Raw genomic sequence first — 18,757 nt, 5'->3', positions numbered from 1 at the left:
CTCCGCAGGCCGTAGCCGCAAGCTTAAGGTCTTACCCCGCAGGCCGTCGTTCCGTACTCCGCGAGGCGTAGGACAGGCTCGGAGGCCGTCACCGCCCAGGCCCGGGACGGTGACGGCCTCCGTCGGTGAGCACCGGCCCGCGAGACGCAGAGCCCGGTACCGGTCAGAGATCCCGCTCGCCGGGGAAGTCCTCGGCGGTGCGCGCACCGGTGTCGTCCACCAGGCCCGGTGCCATGCTGCCGCCGTGCGCCTCCTGCTCCGGGGGCGGCTGCTCGTTGAAGGCCCGCTCCTCCTCGGCGTCGGCGGATCCCGGGCCGTCCTGGGTGGCGAACTCGGCGAAAGATTCAGGGTTGACGTCGCTCATGATCGTGCGTATACCCCTGGCGCGGGGTTTCTACCGTCGATGACATGCAGTGGCTTCTATGGGCCGCCGTGGCCGCGGCCCTCGCAACAGTCCTGGTCACCCTCATGCTCCGGGCCCGGCGGCGCCGGCGACTCCCGCAGACCCGGGCGGAACGCCTCGCCGCCGCCCGCAACGCCGGCCGGGACGTCCGGCGCGGCGCACCACGCGGCCCGGTCGCGGCCCGCCGGGGCGTCGCCCCCGACGACCGGTGGGCGCGGTGGATGGCGTTCTTCGGCGTCAGCAGCGGCAGCCACGGATCGGACAGCGGCAGCCACGGGCGGGACGACAGAAGCGGCAGCAGCCACGGGCGGGACGACAGAAGCGGCAGCCACGGGTCCGACGGCCGAAGCGGCAGCCACGGGTCGGACGGCGGCGGAAGCGGAAGCGGCAGCGGCTACGACAGCGGGGGCGGCGGGAGCTTCGGTGGCGGCGGCTTCGACGGTGGAGGGGGCGGCGGCGGAGGCGGTTACTGAGCACTGCCGAAACCTCATCCGGTCCCCGCTGTACCCGATGCATACGGCACCTGACCCCGCGTACCCGAAGGTTGCCGCATGTCCGTTCTCACCCGGCCCGCCGTCCTGCTCGCCGCCGCGTCCGTCGCCGCCGGTCTGCTCGTGGCCCCCGGCACCGCGTACGCCACCGACACCACCGCAGCCACCGGCACCACCGCAGCCACCGACCCCACCGTCATCGAGCCCGCTGACCCCGCCGCACCCACCGACGTCACCACCGAGCTGACCGCGGCACAGCTGACCGTCGCTCTGCGGGCGGTGGAGAAGGCGTCCGCGACGGCCGGCGCGCAGGGCTGGAAGACGGTGTCGGAGTACCGCTACACGGTGGCCGGCAACCCGGCCGGGATGACCGCGACCGAGACGTCCGTCGCCGACCTGGTCGGCGGCCGCTACTCCGACGTGCTCGCGGCCAACGGGTTCACGTCCACCGGCACGTTCGCCGCCGACCGCAAGGGCCGCTGGATCGGGGTGGACTCGTCCCGGCAGCATCAGGCGCTCGACATGATGGGCCGCTCGGCCGTGACGCACGTCTTCGTCGCCGATCCGAAGCTGAACCTGACCGGCCACCTCTCCGCCGAGGGACTGGACCCGGCCGCGATGGCGACCGGGTACGCCGGCGGCGGCACCAGGGTCTCCCACGCCGACGGCAGTGCGGACCTCGCGGTCACCGCCGACGAGGACCTGGACGTCACCCTGCACGTCGCGGCGAGCGGGGTGCTGACCGGGGCGCGCGCCGACGTCGACTACGGGGACGGGAACACGGCCGGCATCGACATGACGTTCGCGTACGGGCCGCAGTCGGTCACCCTGCCGGCCGGTTCCACGACGGTCGCCGAGGGGACGCTGGCGACCGGTGTCGCGTACCTCGACATGGCGACCGCCGTGCGGAACGCCGCGAACGGGGCCGCCACCGAGGTCCGCAAGGCCGCCAAGAAGCGCACCGTGAAGGTCGCGACCCTGCGCAAGGTGGTCCGCAAGGACGTGGCCGTCACGAACCGGTACGCCCAGGTGCGGGTCAAGGTCGCGAACGTCGCCGGCGGTGTGCGGGTGTCCGCGACGAACCCGTGGACGAAGAAGTCGGTCGGCTGGACCGTCAAGGCCGCCGGCAAGAAGGTCGTCGTCAAGAAGGCCTGACAGGTCGAGCGGTCTGACCGGTCACGAGCAGCGCGGGCCGACGAAGTTGATCTGCTGGCGCTACGAAGTCGCTGTGATCATGGGGTCGAAACCGCAATTTCGCATCGCTAGCAGATCAACACCGCCGCACGGACACAACGCAGCAGACCCCGGCGACCGCGGCAGCCATGAAGCGGCAGGAAAGCTCGCCCCGGGCCGCTCGGCAAGACGACAGGAACATCCCCGGAGAGCGAAACTACAGCGGCTCCTCCGTAGGGGGCGCCGCCTCCGGACCGCGCCCAGCCACCTCGACCAGATGGTGCCGGCAGGACTGGGCGGCGGCGCTGAGGGGGCGCTCGCGCGAGTGCATGACGCCGATCGGCGGGTGCACCGGTGCCGGGTGCAGGTTGCGGACCGCGATGGCGGGGCCGCCGGCGAGGTCGGTGACTGATTTTGACAGCAGGCCGACGCCGAGGCCGGCGGCGATGAGGTCGCGGATCCCGGTCGAGGTGGTCGACTCGAACTCGACGCGGGGGGTGAATCCGGCGGATCGGGCGGCGTCCTCCAGGATCCAGCGCAGGCCGCTGCCGGGTGGCAGGCTCACGAACGGTTCGTCGCGTGCCTCGCCCAGGGTGAGCCGGCCGGAGCGGGCGAGGGCGTGACCGATGGGCAGGGCCAGCAGCAGGTGTTCGTCGGTCAGCGGCAGGGCGTCGAACCGGGGTGGCAGGTCGGCGTACACCGGGCCGATCACGAGGTCGAGTTCGCCTTCGTCGAGGGCGCCGAGCAAGCCTGTCACGGCGCCGCTGCGCAGGCGCAGCGCGATGCCCGGGAATCGGTCGCGGAAGCGGGCCAGGGCCTGTGGGAGGTCGTACGGTCCGAGCCCCGCCGTGGCACCGATGCTGACCCGCCCGCTGACCACGGCGGTGATCTCGTGGATCTCGGTGCGGGCGCCGTCGATCTCGGCGAGGACGCGCCGCGCCCGCGCCACGAACAGTTCGCCGGCCGGGGTCAGCGCGACCCGCCGGGTGGTGCGCGCGAACAACGCCAGCCCCAGCTCGGTCTCCAGCGCCCGGATCTGCGCGGACACCGCCGACTGGGCGACGTGCAGGCGTTCGGCGGCCCGGGTGAATCCGCCGTAACGGGCCACCGCTTCGACGTAGCTCAGCTGGCGTAACTCCACGCGTCGATGGTGGCCTCCGCCGGGGCCGGCTGCCGGGCTGATCGCGACAGGTCCATCATGCGGGGGAAACGTCGTGCAGTGGTCTTCGGCCCATCGGCGCAGGGCCCGCAGCGGCACGGTGAGGCTACGACCGGTTTCGGTCAGCTCGTATTCGTCGTGGAGTGCGACCGCGGGGTAGACCGTGCGGCTGATGAGTTCGGCTTCTCCGAGGCCGCTCCGCATCCCCTACCTCTCCACAGACCTCTTGGTGGGAGCCGGAATACTCGGTCCGGCGGGACGCCGCGTTCCGGCAGCAGCCGGACCGCCCGGTCCACGAAGTCGTCCAGCCCGGCCGGTCAGATGCGGGACGAGGATGAAGCCGTCGCGGGCGTCCGTCCGGACGTACTCGTGGAGCTGCGCGGCGACCCGCCTGCGGTGTGCCGATGAATGATCCGATCGGGTGCCGGGGTGAACCATCCCGGTCAGCCGTCCGTTCCCCATGGCGTGCAGCCGACAGATCTCGCCGACCCGAAGACCGACGACGACGCCGAGCCGGCCCCGGACGCCCCGGCCCCGGACGCCACGGCCGGCGACACCCCGGCCGCGGACACCCCCGCGGCGGCGCCGCCGAAGGAGCCGGGACGGGTACGCCGGATCCTGTCGCACCCCCGGTTCCAGACCGGCCTGACCGTGCTGGCCTGCGTCGTCGTCTTCGCCGCGCTGGTCTACCCGAACGTCGTCAAGCGGCTCAGCCTCGGCGGGTTCGCCCGCATCCCGATCGAGGCGGCCGTCGGCATCGCCGTCCTGATCCTGCTGCCGGCCCGGCCGCGCAAGATCGTGGCGGCGGCCGGCGGCGCTGTCCTCGGCTGGCTGATCATTGAGAAGAGCTTGGACATGGGCTGGTTCGAGATCCTGAACCGGCCCTTCGACCCGGTCCTCGACTGGATCCTGTTCGACGACACGTACGGCTTCATCCGCGACTCCTACGGCCAGGCCTCGGCGTACGCGGCGATCGTCGGCGGCCTGCTCGGGGCCGTCGCCGTGCTCGCGCTCACCGTCTGGGCGGTGCTGCGGGTGACCGCCCTCGTCGGCCGGCACCGGCGCGTCTCCGCGTACACCGCCGGGGGTATCACGGCGGTCTGGACCGTCGTCTTCCTCACCGGTGTGCAGGTAGTCCCGAAGGCGCCGGTCGCCGCCCGATCCACCGTCACCTACGCCTGGGACCGCGCCCGGCAGGCCGGGGCGGGCATCGCCAACAGCGCCACCTTCGCCAAGGAGATCAAGAACGACCCGTTCAAGACCGTCCCCGGCGACCAGTTGCTCACCGGACTGGCCGGCAAGGACGTCGTCTTCACGTTCGTCGAGAGCTACGGACGCAACGCGGTCGAGTCCCCCGAGTTCGCCGCCGGCACCGAGGCCGTCCTCGACCGGGGCGCCGCCGGGCTGGCCACCGCCGGGTTCGCCGCCCGCAGCGGCTGGCTGACCTCACCCACGTTCGGCGGCAACAGCTGGCTGGCGCACTCCACCCTGCTGTCCGGGCTCTGGATCAACAACCAGAGCCGGTACCGCAACCTGACCGCCAGTGACCGGCTCACCCTGACCAGCGCGTTCAAGCGCGCCCAGTGGGACACCGTCAGCGTGATGCCGGGCGCCACCCGGGCCTGGCCGGAGGGCAAGTTCTACGGCTACAACCGGGTCTGGGACAGCCGCAACCTGGGGTACCAGGGCCCGAAGTTCAGCTGGGCGCCGATGCCCGACCAGTACACGCTGAAGCAGTTCACCGAGCGCGAGTACGGCAAGTCCGGCCGCGCGCCGCTGATGGTGGAGATGCCGCTGGTCTCCAGCCACACCCCGTGGACCCCGCTGCCGGCCTTCATGGACTGGGACGAGATCGGTGACGGCTCGGTCTACCACGGGGTCGTCGCCGACGCGCCGAAGAAGGCCGACATCTGGGGCAGCACCGGCAAGGTCCGCGCCGCGTACGGCAAGTCCATCGAGTACACCCTGACCACGCTGCTCGACTGGGTGCGCGAGTACGGCGACGACAACCTGGTCCTGGTCTTCCTCGGCGACCACCAGCCGGCCAAGGTGGTCTCCGGCGAGAACGCGAGCCACGACGTGCCGATCACCATCGTCGCCAAGGACCCGAAGGTGCTCGACCGCATCGACGGCTGGGGCTGGACCGACGGCCTCAAGCCGGCCACCGACGCCCCGGTCTGGCCGATGAACGCCTTCCGGGACAGGTTCCTCACCGCGTACGGCTCCGCCCACTGACCCGGTGTGTGGCACCGGCCCCCCGGTCACCGCCGGTGCCACACACCGCCCCCCGCCCGGACGGACCGATCGGTCCGGACCGCGCGGTCCGTCACGCCGCCTGCGGGAACACCCGTTCCACCAGGGTCGCCAGGGTGGTCGCCAGCAGCGCGTGCACCTGCTCCCGGCTCAACACGCCCCGCTCCAGCCACTCCCGTCCCGTGAACACCGCCAGCCCCACATACGACCTCGCCATGCCCCGCAAGGCAGCACCAGCGCCGTCGTCAAGTCCCAGCGCTTGCAGCACATCGTCCGCTGCCACATCGATGGCCTCAGCGATCACGGCATCCACTTCCGCATCACCGGCCATCCCGCCGGCGTTGATGGCCGCGAGCCAGGACGTGCTGTGCCGCGAGACGACGTCGAGGAACCAGCTGACGATCGAGTCGATCCGGCGGTCGAGGGTTTCGCCCTGCGGAAGGCTCTCCAGCGCCACTCTGGGCACGGTCAGCATCACCCGTACCACTTCGAGGTACAGGTCCTTTTTCGTCCCGAAGTAGTGGTTCACCAGCCCACGCGCCACGCCTGCCGCACGGGCCACATCGGTGGTCGACACCTCCGAGTACGGACGGCGGCCGAACAGCCGCACCGCCACGGCCAGGATCTGCTCGCGCCGGCTGTCCGGTTCCATCCGCCGCCGGCGGGTCGCCTCGACATGCACGCCGTGACCCTACGTCACCGCCACCGGGTTGCCGGACGCCACGTCGATTCATCGCCCGCCGCGATCGGCGCGCCGTCCATGCGCCGATCGCACGGCCAGATAGGCGGCCCATGATCCATCCTGCGGTCATCGCGCGAGCAGATGAATCGCGCGAATTCATATCCGGCTTATTGACACATCGCCAACAACGATCGACGCTGGATCGATGTCGACGCCTGGATTGGACGGCTACACCGAGCCGTGGCGCAAGCCGGAACACGAGGACCTCGCCGAACTGGCCCGTGCCTTCTTCACCAAGGAGGTGCTGCCGCACGCCGGCCGCCTGGAGAAGCAGGGCCACCCCGATCGCGAGCACTACCGGCGCGCCGGCGAGCTCGGCCTGCTCGGTCTCTCGGTGCCGGAGAAGTTCGGTGGCGGCGGCGGCGACTTCACCCACGAAGCCGTGCTGCTGCACGAACAGATGCTGGCCGGCGAGGGCAGCCTCGGCCTCGCCGTGCACAGCGGCATCGTCACCGGCTATGTCAGCCACTACGGCACCGACGAGCAGAAGGCACGCTGGCTGCCCGGCCTGGTCAGCGGCGAGCTGATCGGCGCGATCGCGATGACCGAGCCGGACGGCGGTTCCGACGTCCAGGCGATACGGACCCGTGCGGTCCGCGACGGCGAGGACTACCTGGTCAGCGGCTCGAAGACCTTCATCACCAACGGGTACTTGGCGGACCTGCTGGTCCTCGCCGTGAAGACCGATCAGTCCGCCAAGGCACGCGGCATCTCCCTGCTGCTCTGCGACCTGCGCGACGACCCGCCGGGCTTCCGGCGCGGGCGCAACCTGGAGAAGATCGGCCTGCACGCCAACGACACGGCGGAGCTGTTCTTCGACGAGATGCGGGTGCCGGCGGCCGACCTGCTCGGCGGCGCGGAGAACCTCGGCTTCATCCAGCTCATGCAGCAACTGCCGCAGGAACGCCTGGTCATCGGGGTGGGTGCGGTCGCCGCGATGCAGCGGGCGGTCGAGCTGGCCACGGCGTACGCCAAGGAGCGCCACGCGTTCGGCAAACCCCTGATCGGGCACCAGAACACCCGGATGGTCCTCGCCGACTGCGCCACCCGGACCCGGGCGTCCCGGGCTTTCCTGGACGACTGCATCCAGCGGCACACCCGTGGTGAGCTGGACGTGGCGACCGCGGCGATGGCGAAGCTCTACCTCACCGAGGGCCAGTGCGAGGTCGTCGACCGCTGCCTGCAGATCTTCGGGGGCTACGGCTACACCACCGAGTACCCGATCGCCCGGATGTATGCGGACGCCCGGGTCCAGAAGATCTACGGCGGCACGAACGAGATCATGAAGGAGCTGATCGCGCGTGTCCTCTGAGCGCTGCGGCCCGCTGCACGGCACCCGGGTGGTCGAACTGGCCGGCCTGGCACCGGGCCCGTTCGGCTGCATGATGCTGGCCGACCTCGGCGCCGAGGTGGTGCTCGTCGAACGACCCGGCGGGTCCGGACCGCTCGTTCCGCCCGCCGGTCCGCTGCAACGCAACCGCCGGGTGGTGCGCCTCGACCTCAAGTCCGAGGCCGGGCTCGGCGACCTGCTGCGCCTCGCGGCCCAGGCCGACGTGCTGGTGGAGGGCTTCCGCCCCGGGGTGGCCGAGCGCCTCGGCTTCGGCCCGGCCCGGTGCGCGGAGATCAACCCCAGGCTGGTGTACGGGCGGATGACCGGCTGGGGCCAGGACGGTCCGCTCGCCGCCGCCGCCGGCCACGACATCGACTACCTGGCCGTCGCCGGGGCCCTCGAACCGCTGGGCCGCCCCGGCCGGCCGCCACACGCGCCGATCAACCTGCTCGCCGACTTCGCCGGTGGCGGCATGCTGCTGGCCGTCGGGGTGCTCGCCGCCCTGCTGGAACGGGAACGCTCCGGCCTCGGCCAGGTCGTCGACGCCGCGATGGTCGACGGGTCGGCGCTGCTCACCACGTTCCTGCACGGCATGATGGCGGCCGGGATGTGGCCCGGCGGGCGCGGCGAGAACCTGCTCGACGGTGGTGCGCCGTTCTACGACACGTACCGCGCGTCGGACGGCGGTCACCTCGCGGTCGGCGCCCTGGAACCGCAGTTCTACGCGGCGCTGCTGCGGGGCCTCGACCTGGACGCCGGCACCCTGCCGGACCAGCTCGACCGGTCCGGCTGGCCGGAACTGCGCCGGATCTTCACGGAACGGTTCGCGACCCGGACCCGGGACGCATGGGCCGCGGTCTTCGCCGGCCTCGACGCCTGTGTCAGCCCGGTGCTCTCCCCCGCCGAGGCGCCGGACCACCCGCACAACCGTGCCCGCGGCACCTTCGTCGAGGTGAACGGGCTGCGCCAACCGGCTCCGGCACCCCGCTTCGGGCGTACCCCCGCAAGCACGCCCGCCGCCGCCGAGGCCACCACCGTGACCGAGGTCCTGGCCGGCTGGAAATGATCAGGCGGCGAGCTTGCGCTTGTCGCGGTACATCGCGGCGTCCGCCTCGGCGGTGAGCGCCTCGAGGGAGACGTCGGAGCCGGCCGCACGCAGGGCCTGTCCGACGCTCACCCCGACCGTCACCTCGCGGCCGTCGCCGAGCCTGACCGGACGACGCACCACCTGGCGGATCCGGTCGGCGACGCCGGCGGCCTCGGCGTCACCGGCATCCGGCAGCAGTACCAGAAACTCGTCGCCACCGAGCCGGCCGGCCAGATCCCCGTCGCGCAGCACGCCGCTCAGCCGGCCGCCGATCTCCCGCAGGAGCAGGTCACCGGCGGCATGCCCGTGCGTGTCGTTTACCTGTTTGAAGCCGTTCAGGTCGAGCAGCAGCACGGCGAAGGGCTGCCCGGTGTGCCGGTCCGCGTGGTCGGCCAGCCGGCCCCGGTTCGGCAACCCGGTGAGCGGGTCGTGGTTGGCCTGGTGGTGCAGCGCCGCCCGGATCCTCTGCAGGGTGGTGAGCTGGCGGGCGAAGGCCGACGACTGGGTGCCGGTGATCACCGCGATCATCAGGTTCACACCGATCACGAAGGCGTGGTCGGGCGACTCCGGGACCAGCAGCAGGAACGCGGCCGACGACAGCGCGAAAACCGTCAGCGCCCCGGCGAGCCGGTGCCGGACAGCGGCGACACAGATGGCGAGGCTGAGCAGCGGCCAGGTGGTCTGCGGGCTCTCCCGCGTGGTGAGCACCACGAACATGACGATGGTCAGCGTGTCGAGGGCGACCTGCAGCGCGCTGAACATCGGGTACCGGTGCGACCGCGGCCGGCGGCGCGCGGCCCAGGCGAACACGTCGGCGGCCGACATCGCGCCGATCCCGAGCCAGCAGGCGGCCAGCATGCCGGCGCTCAGCGGCGGGCCCGCCCAGCCACCGGAGCCGAGGGTGTAGGCGAGCGTGTAGATCAATCCAACGGTGCGGGCCACCAGGGCGGCGGTCTCGATCGTGCGACGGCGCGACAGCAACGAGTCGTCGATCACCGTACGCATGTCTCCCCCATCGGCCCCGCTCCCGGGGACATGAGAAAAGGCCGGCCGCCCAAGGGGCGACCGGCCTCGCTCGTGCGTACGGCTCAGAACCGGAAGGCGCCGACCAGGTTGCGCAGCTCCTCGGCGGTCCGGGAGACCTCCTCGCTGGCGGCGCGGGTCTGCGCGACACCGCCGACGGTGGCCGCGCTCGCCGACGAGACGTCGCTGATGTTGGCGGCGATCCGGCTGGAGCCGGCGGCCACCTCGGCGATGCTGCGCGACATCTCGCCGGTGGTGGCGGTCTGCTCCTCCACCGCCGAGGCGATGGTGGTCTGGAAGTCGTTGATCTGCGCGATGACCTCGGAGATGCGGTTGATGACCTCGACCGCGCCGCCGGTGTCCTGCTGGATCGCGGTGACCCGGGCACCGATGTCCTCGGTGGCGCGGGCGGTCTCCTGGGCCAGGTCCTTGACCTCGCTGGCGACCACGGCGAAACCCTTGCCGGCGTCGCCGGCGCGAGCCGCCTCGATGGTGGCGTTCAGGGCGAGCAGGTTGGTCTGCTCGGCGATGCTGGTGATCAGCTTGATGACGTTGCCGATCTCGGCGGACGACTCGCCGAGCTTGCGGATGGTCTGGGTGGCACTGGCGGCCTCGGAGACCGCGATCGAGGCGACCTGGGCGGCGTCGGCGGCGTTGCGGGAGATCTCCCGGATCGACAGGCCCATCTCCTCGGAGCCGGCGGCGACGGACTGCACGTTGCGGGAGATCTCGTCGGCCTCGATCGAGGCGGAACTGCTCTGCCGGTCGGTGTTGTCCACCGCGTCGGCGATCTGGCCGGAGACGGAGGCCAACTCGGTCGACGCGACCGCCAGCTTGTCCGCGTCCAGCGCGATGGTCCGCATCGAGTCGCGCACCTTGTCCAGCGAACGGTCCAGGCCGGCGGCCATCACGCCCAGTTCGTCGCGGCTGGTGATGCCGCTGCGCACGGTCAGGTCGCCGCGGTCGAGGGCGTCGATGACCACGCCGAGCTTACGGATGGGGCCGAGGATCGACCGGACCATCGGGATCGCCATGCCGATCAGCAGCGCGAGCGCGGCAAGCGCCACGAAGATCGCCGTGTTCCGCACCGACGACTTCGTATCGGCCATCTCGGTTCGTTGCGCGGCGACCTGGGCCTCGACCGACTCGGTGAGGGTGTCCAGTTCCGTGTCGGTCGTGTCGTTGCGCTCGGCGATCTCGTCCGTGCGGCCGACGACCGACTTGGGGTCGGCCACGCCGGCCGCGACGAAGTCGGTGATGAAGGTGTTGAACGCCTCGAAGTCACGCCGGTAGCCGTTGAACTCGGTCACGATGTTCGCCGGCAGGCCGGAAGCGACGACCTTGTCGGCGGCCTCGACCGCCGACGCCACGTCGTCCTTCACGTCGCCGAGCACGTCGTGCCCGAGAGCCGCCCGGTACGCGTCGACCTTGAGCTCGCTCTGCCGGTTGTTGAGGTGGTTGAGCGCGGCGAGGCCGGCCTCCAGGCTGCGGATCTCCTCAGCCTGGTCCGCCAGCGACTCCTGCCCGATCAGGGTGATCGTCGCCATCGAGCCGAGCGCGACAGCGCCCGTGGCGACGATGGCACTCAGCCGTTTGGCTGTGCCGATGTTCTGCAATCCGCGCATCTGCCCTCCATCCGTGGTCCGACGCACCTTCCATCGGCCACACGGGGAAGCATCTGAGGACTGAAGTTTCGCCGGGCAGGAAGTCCCGAAGCGGACTATCCCATCCTAGGTCAGCGGTGGATCTTCTCGCGCCAATCCGCGGGAACCGCGCCGGCCGGTCCGGGCACCGGCTGATCGGCCGGGCGGCTGGTCGGCGGAGCCAGCTCCGGGCCGCCGCCGGCCTCCTCGGTGTCGAAGTTCCAGTACCAGTCCTCACCGGGCTCGAAGGACTGGATGACCGGGTGCCCGGTGCTCTTCCAGTGCGCGGTGGCGTGCTGCGAGGGAGAGGTGTCGCAGCAGCCGACGTGGCCGCACTCGGCGCATCGGCGCAGGTGGAACCACCAGCCGCCGGCGGCGAGGCATTCGGCGCAGCCGGTGCCGGAGGGCGGTACGTCAGTGTTGATCGGCGAAGTCACACGTCGGAACCTATCGCACCGCGTCGTACGCCTCCTGTGCCGCACGCATGGCGTTGATCTCACCTTCCAGTAACTCGATCAGCTCGACCAGCTTGGCCGCGGCCCGCGCGCCGAGGTCGGTGAGGCTGTATTCGACCCGCGGCGGGATGGTGGCCTGCACCTCGCGCCGGACCAGGCCGTCCCGTTCCAGTGCCTGCAAGGTCTGGGCCAGCATCTTCTCGCTCACCCCGTCGACGCGGCGGCGCAGGGCGTTGAACCGGTGCGGCCCCTCGTGCAGGGCGGCCAGGGCGAGCCCGCCCCAGCGCCCGGTCACGTCGGCGAAGACGCCGCGGGAGGCGCAGTCGCGGGCGAACACGCTGGGGATCAGGTCGTCAACCGGATCGGTCATGACGTAGACGATACCGCCTCGGAGTTGGCACTTTCAAAAAGTTAGTGCATTCTCAGAGGCAGCGCTTCGCTGAGGCGTTGATCAGTCCCGGGTCCCGGGCTGATCAGTTCGGTTGTTTCAGCCCGGGGCGTCCTGGCTGATCAGTTCGGTTGCTGAGGAGCAGACATGACCACCTACGCCGTCACCGGTGCCACCGGCCAGCTGGGCCGCCTCGTCGTCGACGCGCTCATCGCCCGCGGTGCCGCGCCGGGCGACATCGTCGCCGCGGTCCGGGACACCGCCAAGGCCGCCGGCCTCGCGGCTCGCGGCGTGCAGGTGCGCGAGGCCGACTACGACCGCCCGGAGACCCTCACATCCGCGTTCGCCGGCGTCGACCGCCTGCTACTGATCTCCGGCAACGAGGTGGGCAAGCGGCTGCCGCAGCACACCGCCGTGATCGAGGCCGCGAAGGCCGCCGGCGTCACGTTCCTCGCCTACACCAGCATCCTGCGGGCGGACAGCAGCCCGGTCGGGCTGGCGCCCGAGCACCTCGCCACCGAGCAGGCCCTCGCCGCCGCCGGGATCGAGCACGCCCTGCTGCGCAACGGCTGGTACACCGAGAACTACGCGGGCAGCATCACCGGCGCCCTCGCGACCGGCACCATCGCCGGCAGCGCGGGCGACGGGAAGATCGCCGCGGCGACCCGGGCCGACTACGCCGAGGCGGCGGCCGCGGTGCTGCTCGCCGGCTCGGCCGGGGTCCACGAACTCGGCGGCACCCCGTTCACCATGGCCGAACTGGCCGCCGAGGTCTCCCGGCAGAGCGGCCGGACCGTCACCTACACCGACCTGCCGGTCGCGGAGTACCAGGCGGTGCTTGTCGGCGCCGGCCTTCCCGAGGGATACGCCGGCCTGCTCGCCGACACCGACGCGAAGATCGTCGAGGGGCACCTGGACACCCGCAGCGGCGACCTGGAGAAGCTGATCGGCCGGCCGTCGACGCCGCTCGCCGACGCGGTGGCGAGCGCCCTGAAGAACTGACGCCTACCTGGTCACGCCGGTTCTGCTCGGTCACGCCGGTTCTACTCGGCCACGCCGGTTCTACTCGGTCACGCCGGTTCTACTCGGTCACGCCGGTTCTACTCGGTCACGTCGGCGAACGTGCCCCCGAGTGCCGCGACAGCCTCGTCCGCGGCGACGCGCAACCCCAGCCCGCGCTCGCCCGCACCGAGACTGATCGTGCGCCCCCGGGTACGTTCGTCGGCGACCACCGGCCACGCCGTGACCGAGCCGAACGGTGTGATCGTGCCCCGCTCGTACCCGGTAGCCTCCTTCGCGGTGGCCGCGTCCGGCATCGACAGCCGGCTCACCCCGAGCAGCGCGCGCAGCTTCGGCCACGAGATCGACCGGTCACCGGGGACGAGCACGAACAGGTACTCCCCCTCGGCCCGGCGCACCACGAGCGTCTTCACCAGGTCGCGCACCTCGACACCCTGCGCGGCGGCCGCCTCCTCGACGCTGTTCACCGGTCCGTGGGTGACCACGTCATGATGGAGACCGGCGGCAGTGGCGGCGGCGATGGCGGAGTTCGTCACAAGATCAGGATAGTCAACCGGAGAGGGGAACGTCATGACCAGCAAACCGCGGCTCCAGCCCGGACCGGACCACCCGATCACGATCAAGCCGAGCAACGACCGGATCGTGGTCACGGTGGCCGGCAAGGTGGTGGCCGACAGCAGGAACGCGCTGATGCTGCAGGAGGCGGACTACCCGCCGGTCCCGTACATTCCGCTGGCCGATGTGGATCAGTCGCTTCTGGAGCGTACCGAGACCACCAGCTACTGCCCCTACAAGGGCGACGCCGGCTACTACTCGATCCCGGCCGGAGGGTCGAAATCGGTCGACGCCATCTGGGAGTACACGGCACCCTTCGACGCCGTCGCGCCCATCACGAACCACATCGCGTTCTACCCGGACCGCGTCGACTCGGTCGAGGTCACGCGCGAATAGCGCTCCGCACGGCGGCGATCTGGTAGCGGTCGGCCTCGTACGGCGTGTAGAGCGACACCCGGTCGATCGCCGTGCCGAACCGCGCCTTCAAGCCGGCCGCAACCGCCGCCGCGTCACCGGCCACCGCGAAGGCGTCCAGCACGTCGTCGCCGATCAGAGCCGCCATCTCGGCCCACTCCTGGCGCCGGGACAGCACGTTCAGCCGGTCCGCCAGCTCGGACCAGCCGTGCACCTCGAGCACCGGCCGGTACGACGGCGTGGACGCGTAGAACGCGATCTGCCCCCGCACCGCCTCCTCGGCGCGGGCCCGCTGCACCGGGTCCGCGCCGAGCACCACCATGGCGCTCATCTGCAGGGTGAACCCGTCCAGGCTGCCGCCGCGGGCCTCGCGCAGACACGGCAAAATCCGCTGCCACAGATAATCCTTACTGGTCAGCGGATGCACGAGCATCCCGTCCGCGACCCGGCCCGCCACGGCGACCATCCGCTCGCCGACCGCGGCCAACTCGACGGGCGGGTTCCCGTACGGATTAGGGCCCGGATTGAAGAAATCGGTCATCACGGTGTGCTTGTAGAACGCGCCACGGAACATCAGCCGATCCCCGGTCGCCCACGAGTGCCAGATCGCCCGCAACGCCCCGACGAACTCCTCCATCCGCGCCGCCGGACTGCTCCACGGCATCGAGAACCGCCGCTCGATATGCGGCTTGACCTGCGAACCCAGCCCCAGCCGGAACCGGCCCTCACTGATCAGCCGCAGATCGTTGGCGAGCACCGCCACATTCATCGGGTTCCGCGCGAACGCCACCGCGATCGCCGACTGCAGGCTGATCTGCCCGGTGGCCCGCGCCACGAGCGCCAGCGTCGTGAACACGTCGTGCCGCGTCTCCGCCGCCAGAAACCCGTCGTAGCCGACCTGCTCGGCCGACACCGCGGCCGCCTCAGCCTCGGCCGGCGTGGCCGCGACCGGCGCGGCGAAGTCCACCAACATCGTTAATGCATAACATCAAAACCCGCCAGGAGTACGCGCACCACCTCCCCAGACGCAACTAATCCCTCCCCACCGCCGAGACACCTGCGGTCCATGCCCCGGCGCCCGTCCGGCGCCGCCGCGTTGTCTAGGCCGGTCGGGGCACGGCCGCCCGGATCGCCTCGGCCATCACGTCGGTGGCGGTGGCGCGCAGCAGATCCAGATCGGCCTCCACCGCACCGGTCGCCAGAGCCACCACGGCATCGCCGTCGTAGCGGGAATGTGCCGGATGCAGAGCCCGCGCGAACCCGGTGTGCCCGCTCTGGGCCAGCAGGTAACAGTCCGGCTTGCTGAGCGTGGCATCGGTCAGGACGACCGCGATCGTGGTGTTCACCGGACCGAACGGAACCACCGGCCCGGTGCCCGCACCGGTTTCCGCACCCGCTTCCGCGCCCGTTTCCGCACCGGTTTCCGCATTCACGAGCGGGCGCCCGTCGGCACCGAGGACGTCACCCCACGCGTTCACCACGGCGACCACCGCCACCGACGCCGCGCCGCACCGGCCGGTGGCCAAGCCCAGTCCGCCCGGCGCCACGCCACCCCGCCATTTGCCGGTGGTGGCCCCGGTGCCGGCTCCGACCGTACCGCCGCTGAAATGATCCCCACGGAAGGCGGAAAGCGCGGCAGCCCGCCCGGCCGCCGCGTCAGGTGGCGTCCCGCCGACCGAGCCGTCGAAGATCGACATGCCGACGACGATCGGCACCGGACCCAGCGGGGTGGGGAAGCCGAGACCGCGCTCGCGCAGCAGGTTCATCACGCCGTCGCCGGCGGCCAGCCCGAACGCGGAACCGCCGGAAAGCACCACCGCGTCCACCCGGTCGACGAGCATCGCCGGTTCCAGCAGGGCGAACTCGCGGGTCGCCGGCGCTCCACCCCGCACCTCACCGGACCCGACCGTGCCCGGCGGCGGCAGGATCACGGTCACGCCAGTGCCGTCACCTGTCCAATGGCCGGCCCAGGCGGAGAGCAGCTGCGGATCTTCCACGGTCCGACCGTAACCCCGCCCGACGCGGTCCGCGCGTAACCCGTTGCCTTTTCGATCGCCCCCAGCTGGGACTGCTCGTATGAGTGACTGCCCCTGTCGTACGCACGATCCGTTGTCACCGGGCCGGGTGGCGCCGAACGCGCGATGTTGATCTGCTAGCGCTACGAAATCGCTGTGATCAAGGGGTCAAAACCGCGATTTCGCACCGCTAGCAGATCAACACCGCCCGCCGGATCCAGCGCAACCGGCCGCGGCCACCTGTCCGGGGATCGCACCAGAGCCGAGGACGAGCAACACCACGCCGGACCCCTCTGCCTCGCCGCCGCATCGACATCCGGCGCACCCCTGCTCCGTAACCTCCCACCAGCGCAAACCGGGCAGAAACGTTCGCGCTGCCTGCTTGACAAGACCATCGGGACACCCCGCAGGCGATCCGCCCACAAGCCGCTCGACGCGCGGGCGGACGCACCCGGTGGCCGTGAACAACGATCGGGCCGGCGCACCGCCGGCCCGATCATGGGTGTGGGGAGAGATGTCTGGTTTGTGCGGTGGGCGCCTACCTCGTGCTCTGTCTCATGTTCTGTCTCGTGCTCGGCCTCGGCTGACCGGACCGGATCAGCTGGTCAGTTCGGCCTTGTCATCCTTCGAAGCGCCCTCCAGAACCGCGCCGCCACCGGTGGCGATCTCGATGCGCCGCGGCTTGGCCGCCTCCGCCACCGGGATCGTCAGGGTGAGCACGCCGTCCTGCCACGTAGCGGCGATCCGGTCCAGGTCGAGCCCGTCACCGAGGGTGAGCCGCCGCTCGAACGTCCCGGTCAGCCGCTCCCGCCGAACCCACTGCACGTCGGCGTCGGTGCGGGCGGAACGTTCGGCACGGATCGTCAGCACGCGGCCGTCGACGTCCACCTGCACGGAACCCGGGTCGATGCCCGCGAGGTCGCAGTGCAGCACGAAGTGGTCACCGGAACGGTAGAGGTCCATCGGCATCGCCGCCGTGGCAGCACCCGCGACGGGGGCGCCCAGCATCTGGCCGGCGAGCCGGTCGAACTCACGGAAAGGATCGAAAGTCAGCACCACGGATCCACCTCCTCAGGACAGCTGCCAGCCTCTCCAGCAGCTCGTGGCGCTCGGCCGTCAATCATCGCCGAGTGTCTTCGCAGATCCTCCTGACCTGCACCGACAAGACATTTTCTAGCACTGTACGAGCCCGAGTGCCAACCCCTTCCGCCAATATTTTTCCCAGCCGCCGGAGAACCCGTCCCCAAGCCCGAAAGGTCCCGCGCAGCACTCCCCAGGGCGGCCTTGTTGATCTGCTGGCGATGCGAAATCGCGGTGATCACGGGGCCGTCACAGCGATTTCGCATCGCTAGCAGATCCACATCTCCCCGGCCGGGCCGAAACCCACCGGTACAGGCCGGCCCAGCTACGCCGTGTCCATGCCACCCGCGCCCCCGCGCGCCTCATGCGTAGCCACCGCGCGCGAAAGGCCCGGTCAGCCACCGCGCGCGAAAGGCCCGGTCAGCCACCGCGCGCGAAAGGCCAGGTCAGCCAGCGCGCGCGAAAGGCCCGGTCAGACGAGTACCAGCGACCGGGACGGGATGCGCGACCACGGCGGTGGCACCCAGGCCGCCGCGAGCTGGGTGGAGGATGCGGCGGCGAGGCGGCGCAGCAGGATGCCTTCGCGCAGGCCCCACGGGCAGATCCGGGCGCTGTCCTCGTCGAAGGCGCCCAGCAGTTCGTGCGCGATTATCGCGCCGGCCAGGATCTGGTGTGCCCGGTGCGCGGAGACGCCCGGCAGGTGCTGGCGTTCGTCGGCGGAGAGCCGGGACAGCCGCTCAATCCATTTGCGCAGGGCTTTGCGCTGCACGTGCCGGGGGCGGTGCTGGCCGTGCCGCATGGGTGCGGCGCCGGTGAGGCGGGCCAGCTGGTAGAAGGTGCGGGACGCGGCGACCACGGTTCGCGGTTGGGCCCAGTCGCCGGGCTGGACGACTTCGCGGATCTGGGTGCGCACGTGCCGGCGCAGGCGACGCACCGCGGCGCGGGACGGCGGGTCCCCGTCGAGCAGGAATTCCCGGGTCATCCGGCCGGCGCCCATCGGCAGTGACAGCGCCAGTTCGGGCAGCTGGTCGACGCCGGAGGCGACTTCGAGGGTGCCGCCGCCGATGTCGAGCAGCAGCATCCGCCCGGCGCCGCGGCCCAGCCAGGACCGGGCGGCCAGGAACGTCAGCTCGGCCTCCTCCACGCCGGTGAGCAGGCCGAGTCGCAGCCCGGAGCGGAACTCGATCTCGTCGAGCACGTGGTCGCGGTTGGCGCAGTCACGGATCGCCGCCGTCCCGTACGCGAAGATCTCGTCGACGCCGGCCCGCCGGGCACGGGCGACCGCCTCGGCGACCGCGTCCGCGACCCGTTCCCGGCCGGCGCAGTCGATCGTGCCGTCGGGCGCGATCCGCCGGGCGACCCGGGTGCGCGTCTTCCACGAGGTGGCCGGGAAGGGCTTTTTGCGGTCGGGCCGGTTCCCGGTCTCGCTGACGACCAGGTTGACCGATTGAGATCCGACGTCGAGCACTGCTATCCGCATCGGCGCCGCCTACCCAATTCCTGCCTGCTCTCACACCTCGTCGGAC

19 protein-coding genes and 1 pseudogene are annotated in these 18,757 nt (G+C 71.2%); 7 read left to right on the top strand and 13 right to left on the bottom strand.

What is annotated here, in order from left to right; genetic code table 11:
- Positions 1-163 precede the first annotated feature (163 nt).
- Complete coding sequence (locus LPA41_RS10650; RefSeq protein ID WP_229069935.1) at positions 164-364, bottom strand: hypothetical protein; 201 nt, start codon at positions 362-364, stop codon at positions 164-166.
- Positions 365-408: 44 nt separating this feature from the next.
- Between LPA41_RS10650 and LPA41_RS10645 the strand changes: the two genes are divergently transcribed.
- Both LPA41_RS10645 and LPA41_RS10640 read left to right on the top strand, forming a co-directional pair.
- Entirely contained in the window at positions 409-876 is a 468-nt protein-coding gene (locus LPA41_RS10645) for a hypothetical protein (protein ID WP_229069934.1), read from the top strand.
- A gap of 78 nt (positions 877-954) precedes the next feature.
- Positions 955-2,049, top strand: coding sequence for a hypothetical protein (locus LPA41_RS10640; RefSeq protein ID WP_229069933.1), 1,095 nt, complete (start codon positions 955-957; stop codon positions 2,047-2,049).
- A 235-nt stretch (positions 2,050-2,284) separates the two neighbouring features.
- On the opposite strand, the gene LPA41_RS10635 is transcribed toward LPA41_RS10640, so the two are convergent.
- Both LPA41_RS10635 and LPA41_RS43235 read right to left on the bottom strand, forming a co-directional pair.
- Positions 2,285-3,208, bottom strand: coding sequence for a LysR family transcriptional regulator (locus LPA41_RS10635; RefSeq protein ID WP_229069932.1), 924 nt, complete (start codon positions 3,206-3,208; stop codon positions 2,285-2,287).
- Between the two features lie 84 nt (positions 3,209-3,292).
- A pseudogene (locus LPA41_RS43235) lies at positions 3,293-3,430 on the bottom strand (winged helix-turn-helix transcriptional regulator); the annotation flags it as partial.
- Between the two features lie 225 nt (positions 3,431-3,655).
- Between LPA41_RS43235 and LPA41_RS10630 the strand changes: the two are divergent.
- Positions 3,656-5,461, top strand: coding sequence for a sulfatase (locus LPA41_RS10630; protein WP_229069931.1), 1,806 nt, complete (start codon positions 3,656-3,658; stop codon positions 5,459-5,461).
- Between the two features lie 91 nt (positions 5,462-5,552).
- On the opposite strand, the gene LPA41_RS10625 is transcribed toward LPA41_RS10630, so the two are convergent.
- Complete coding sequence (locus tag LPA41_RS10625; protein WP_229069930.1) at positions 5,553-6,131, bottom strand: TetR/AcrR family transcriptional regulator; 579 nt, start codon at positions 6,129-6,131, stop codon at positions 5,553-5,555.
- A gap of 235 nt (positions 6,132-6,366) precedes the next feature.
- Here LPA41_RS10625 and LPA41_RS10620 point away from each other — a divergent pair, with 235 nt between their 5' ends.
- Together LPA41_RS10620 and LPA41_RS10615 are read left to right on the top strand one after the other, a co-directional pair.
- Positions 6,367-7,533, top strand: coding sequence for an acyl-CoA dehydrogenase family protein (locus LPA41_RS10620; RefSeq protein ID WP_229069929.1), 1,167 nt, complete (start codon positions 6,367-6,369; stop codon positions 7,531-7,533).
- Entirely contained in the window at positions 7,523-8,617 is a 1,095-nt protein-coding gene (locus LPA41_RS10615) for a CaiB/BaiF CoA-transferase family protein (protein ID WP_229069928.1), read from the top strand. The genes LPA41_RS10620 and LPA41_RS10615 overlap by 11 nt, the downstream gene beginning before the upstream one ends.
- Here the strand turns inward: LPA41_RS10615 and LPA41_RS10610 are convergent, their stop codons facing one another.
- The 4 genes from LPA41_RS10610 to LPA41_RS10595 form a co-directional block, all read right to left on the bottom strand.
- Entirely contained in the window at positions 8,618-9,643 is a 1,026-nt protein-coding gene (locus tag LPA41_RS10610; protein WP_229069927.1) for a GGDEF domain-containing protein, read from the bottom strand.
- An 83-nt stretch (positions 9,644-9,726) separates the two neighbouring features.
- The gene (locus tag LPA41_RS10605) at positions 9,727-11,286 is read right to left on the bottom strand and encodes a methyl-accepting chemotaxis protein (RefSeq protein WP_229069926.1); all 1,560 of its coding nucleotides are present in this window, start codon (positions 11,284-11,286) and stop codon (positions 9,727-9,729) included.
- Between the two features lie 110 nt (positions 11,287-11,396).
- A complete protein-coding gene (locus LPA41_RS42435; protein ID WP_229069925.1) occupies positions 11,397-11,741 on the bottom strand; it encodes a UBP-type zinc finger domain-containing protein in 345 nt (114 codons plus the stop codon).
- Between the two features lie 10 nt (positions 11,742-11,751).
- Positions 11,752-12,129: a helix-turn-helix domain-containing protein gene (locus tag LPA41_RS10595; RefSeq protein WP_229069924.1), complete on the bottom strand. Its 378-nt coding sequence runs from the start codon at positions 12,127-12,129 to the stop codon at positions 11,752-11,754.
- Positions 12,130-12,294: 165 nt separating this feature from the next.
- Between LPA41_RS10595 and LPA41_RS10590 the strand changes: the two genes are divergently transcribed.
- The gene (locus tag LPA41_RS10590; protein WP_229069923.1) at positions 12,295-13,149 is read left to right on the top strand and encodes an SDR family oxidoreductase; all 855 of its coding nucleotides are present in this window, start codon (positions 12,295-12,297) and stop codon (positions 13,147-13,149) included.
- A gap of 98 nt (positions 13,150-13,247) precedes the next feature.
- Here LPA41_RS10590 and LPA41_RS10585 read toward each other — a convergent pair whose 3' ends face one another.
- Positions 13,248-13,739, bottom strand: a complete 492-nt coding sequence (locus tag LPA41_RS10585) for a YbaK/EbsC family protein (RefSeq protein WP_255689525.1) — start codon at positions 13,737-13,739, stop codon at positions 13,248-13,250.
- Between LPA41_RS10585 and LPA41_RS10580 the strand changes: the two genes are divergently transcribed.
- Positions 13,738-14,118, top strand: a complete 381-nt coding sequence (locus LPA41_RS10580; protein WP_229069921.1) for a DUF427 domain-containing protein — start codon at positions 13,738-13,740, stop codon at positions 14,116-14,118. The two genes, LPA41_RS10585 and LPA41_RS10580, sit on opposite strands and share 2 nt — an antisense overlap.
- Here the strand turns inward: LPA41_RS10580 and LPA41_RS10575 are convergent.
- The 4 genes from LPA41_RS10575 to LPA41_RS10560 all read right to left on the bottom strand — a co-directional run bounded on the left by LPA41_RS10575 (position 14,105) and on the right by LPA41_RS10560 (position 18,711).
- Positions 14,105-15,109, bottom strand: coding sequence for a TIGR03617 family F420-dependent LLM class oxidoreductase (locus tag LPA41_RS10575; protein WP_229069920.1), 1,005 nt, complete (start codon positions 15,107-15,109; stop codon positions 14,105-14,107). The two genes, LPA41_RS10580 and LPA41_RS10575, sit on opposite strands and share 14 nt — an antisense overlap.
- Positions 15,110-15,236: 127 nt before the next feature.
- On the bottom strand, positions 15,237-16,133 hold the full coding sequence (locus LPA41_RS10570; protein WP_229069919.1) for a P1 family peptidase: 897 nt from the start codon (positions 16,131-16,133) through the stop codon (positions 15,237-15,239).
- Positions 16,134-16,748: 615 nt separating this feature from the next.
- Positions 16,749-17,210: an Hsp20/alpha crystallin family protein gene (locus LPA41_RS10565; protein ID WP_229069918.1), complete on the bottom strand. Its 462-nt coding sequence runs from the start codon at positions 17,208-17,210 to the stop codon at positions 16,749-16,751.
- 493 nt (positions 17,211-17,703) lie between these two features.
- A complete protein-coding gene (locus LPA41_RS10560) occupies positions 17,704-18,711 on the bottom strand; it encodes a Ppx/GppA family phosphatase (RefSeq protein ID WP_229069917.1) in 1,008 nt (335 codons plus the stop codon).
- Between the last annotated feature and the right edge of the window lie 46 nt (positions 18,712-18,757).

Source organism: Actinoplanes sp. DH11, from assembly GCF_020873875.1.
Classification (GTDB): Bacteria; Actinomycetota; Actinomycetes; order Mycobacteriales; family Micromonosporaceae; genus Actinoplanes.
This window is presented reverse-complemented; position numbering and strand designations above follow the sequence as displayed.

Excerpts from the sequence above, each read along its gene's own strand:
- LPA41_RS10650 (WP_229069935.1), bottom strand. The coding sequence starts at position 364 with ATGAGCGACGTCAACCCTGAATCTTTCGCCGAGTTCGCCACCCAGGAC.
- LPA41_RS10645 (WP_229069934.1), top strand. The coding sequence starts at position 409 with ATGCAGTGGCTTCTATGGGCCGCCGTGGCCGCGGCCCTCGCAACAGTC.
- LPA41_RS10640 (WP_229069933.1), top strand. The coding sequence starts at position 955 with ATGTCCGTTCTCACCCGGCCCGCCGTCCTGCTCGCCGCCGCGTCCGTC.
- LPA41_RS10625 (WP_229069930.1), bottom strand. The coding sequence starts at position 6,131 with ATGGAACCGGACAGCCGGCGCGAGCAGATCCTGGCCGTGGCGGTGCGG.
- LPA41_RS10620 (WP_229069929.1), top strand. The coding sequence starts at position 6,367 with ATGTCGACGCCTGGATTGGACGGCTACACCGAGCCGTGGCGCAAGCCG.
- LPA41_RS10610 (WP_229069927.1), bottom strand. The coding sequence starts at position 9,643 with ATGCGTACGGTGATCGACGACTCGTTGCTGTCGCGCCGTCGCACGATC.
- LPA41_RS10605 (WP_229069926.1), bottom strand. The coding sequence starts at position 11,286 with ATGCGCGGATTGCAGAACATCGGCACAGCCAAACGGCTGAGTGCCATC.
- LPA41_RS10595 (WP_229069924.1), bottom strand. The coding sequence starts at position 12,129 with ATGACCGATCCGGTTGACGACCTGATCCCCAGCGTGTTCGCCCGCGAC.
- LPA41_RS10590 (WP_229069923.1), top strand. The coding sequence starts at position 12,295 with ATGACCACCTACGCCGTCACCGGTGCCACCGGCCAGCTGGGCCGCCTC.
- LPA41_RS10580 (WP_229069921.1), top strand. The coding sequence starts at position 13,738 with ATGACCAGCAAACCGCGGCTCCAGCCCGGACCGGACCACCCGATCACG.
- LPA41_RS10585 (WP_255689525.1), bottom strand. The coding sequence starts at position 13,739 with ATGACGTTCCCCTCTCCGGTTGACTATCCTGATCTTGTGACGAACTCC.
- LPA41_RS10575 (WP_229069920.1), bottom strand. The coding sequence starts at position 15,109 with ATGTTGGTGGACTTCGCCGCGCCGGTCGCGGCCACGCCGGCCGAGGCT.
- LPA41_RS10560 (WP_229069917.1), bottom strand. The coding sequence starts at position 18,711 with ATGCGGATAGCAGTGCTCGACGTCGGATCTCAATCGGTCAACCTGGTC.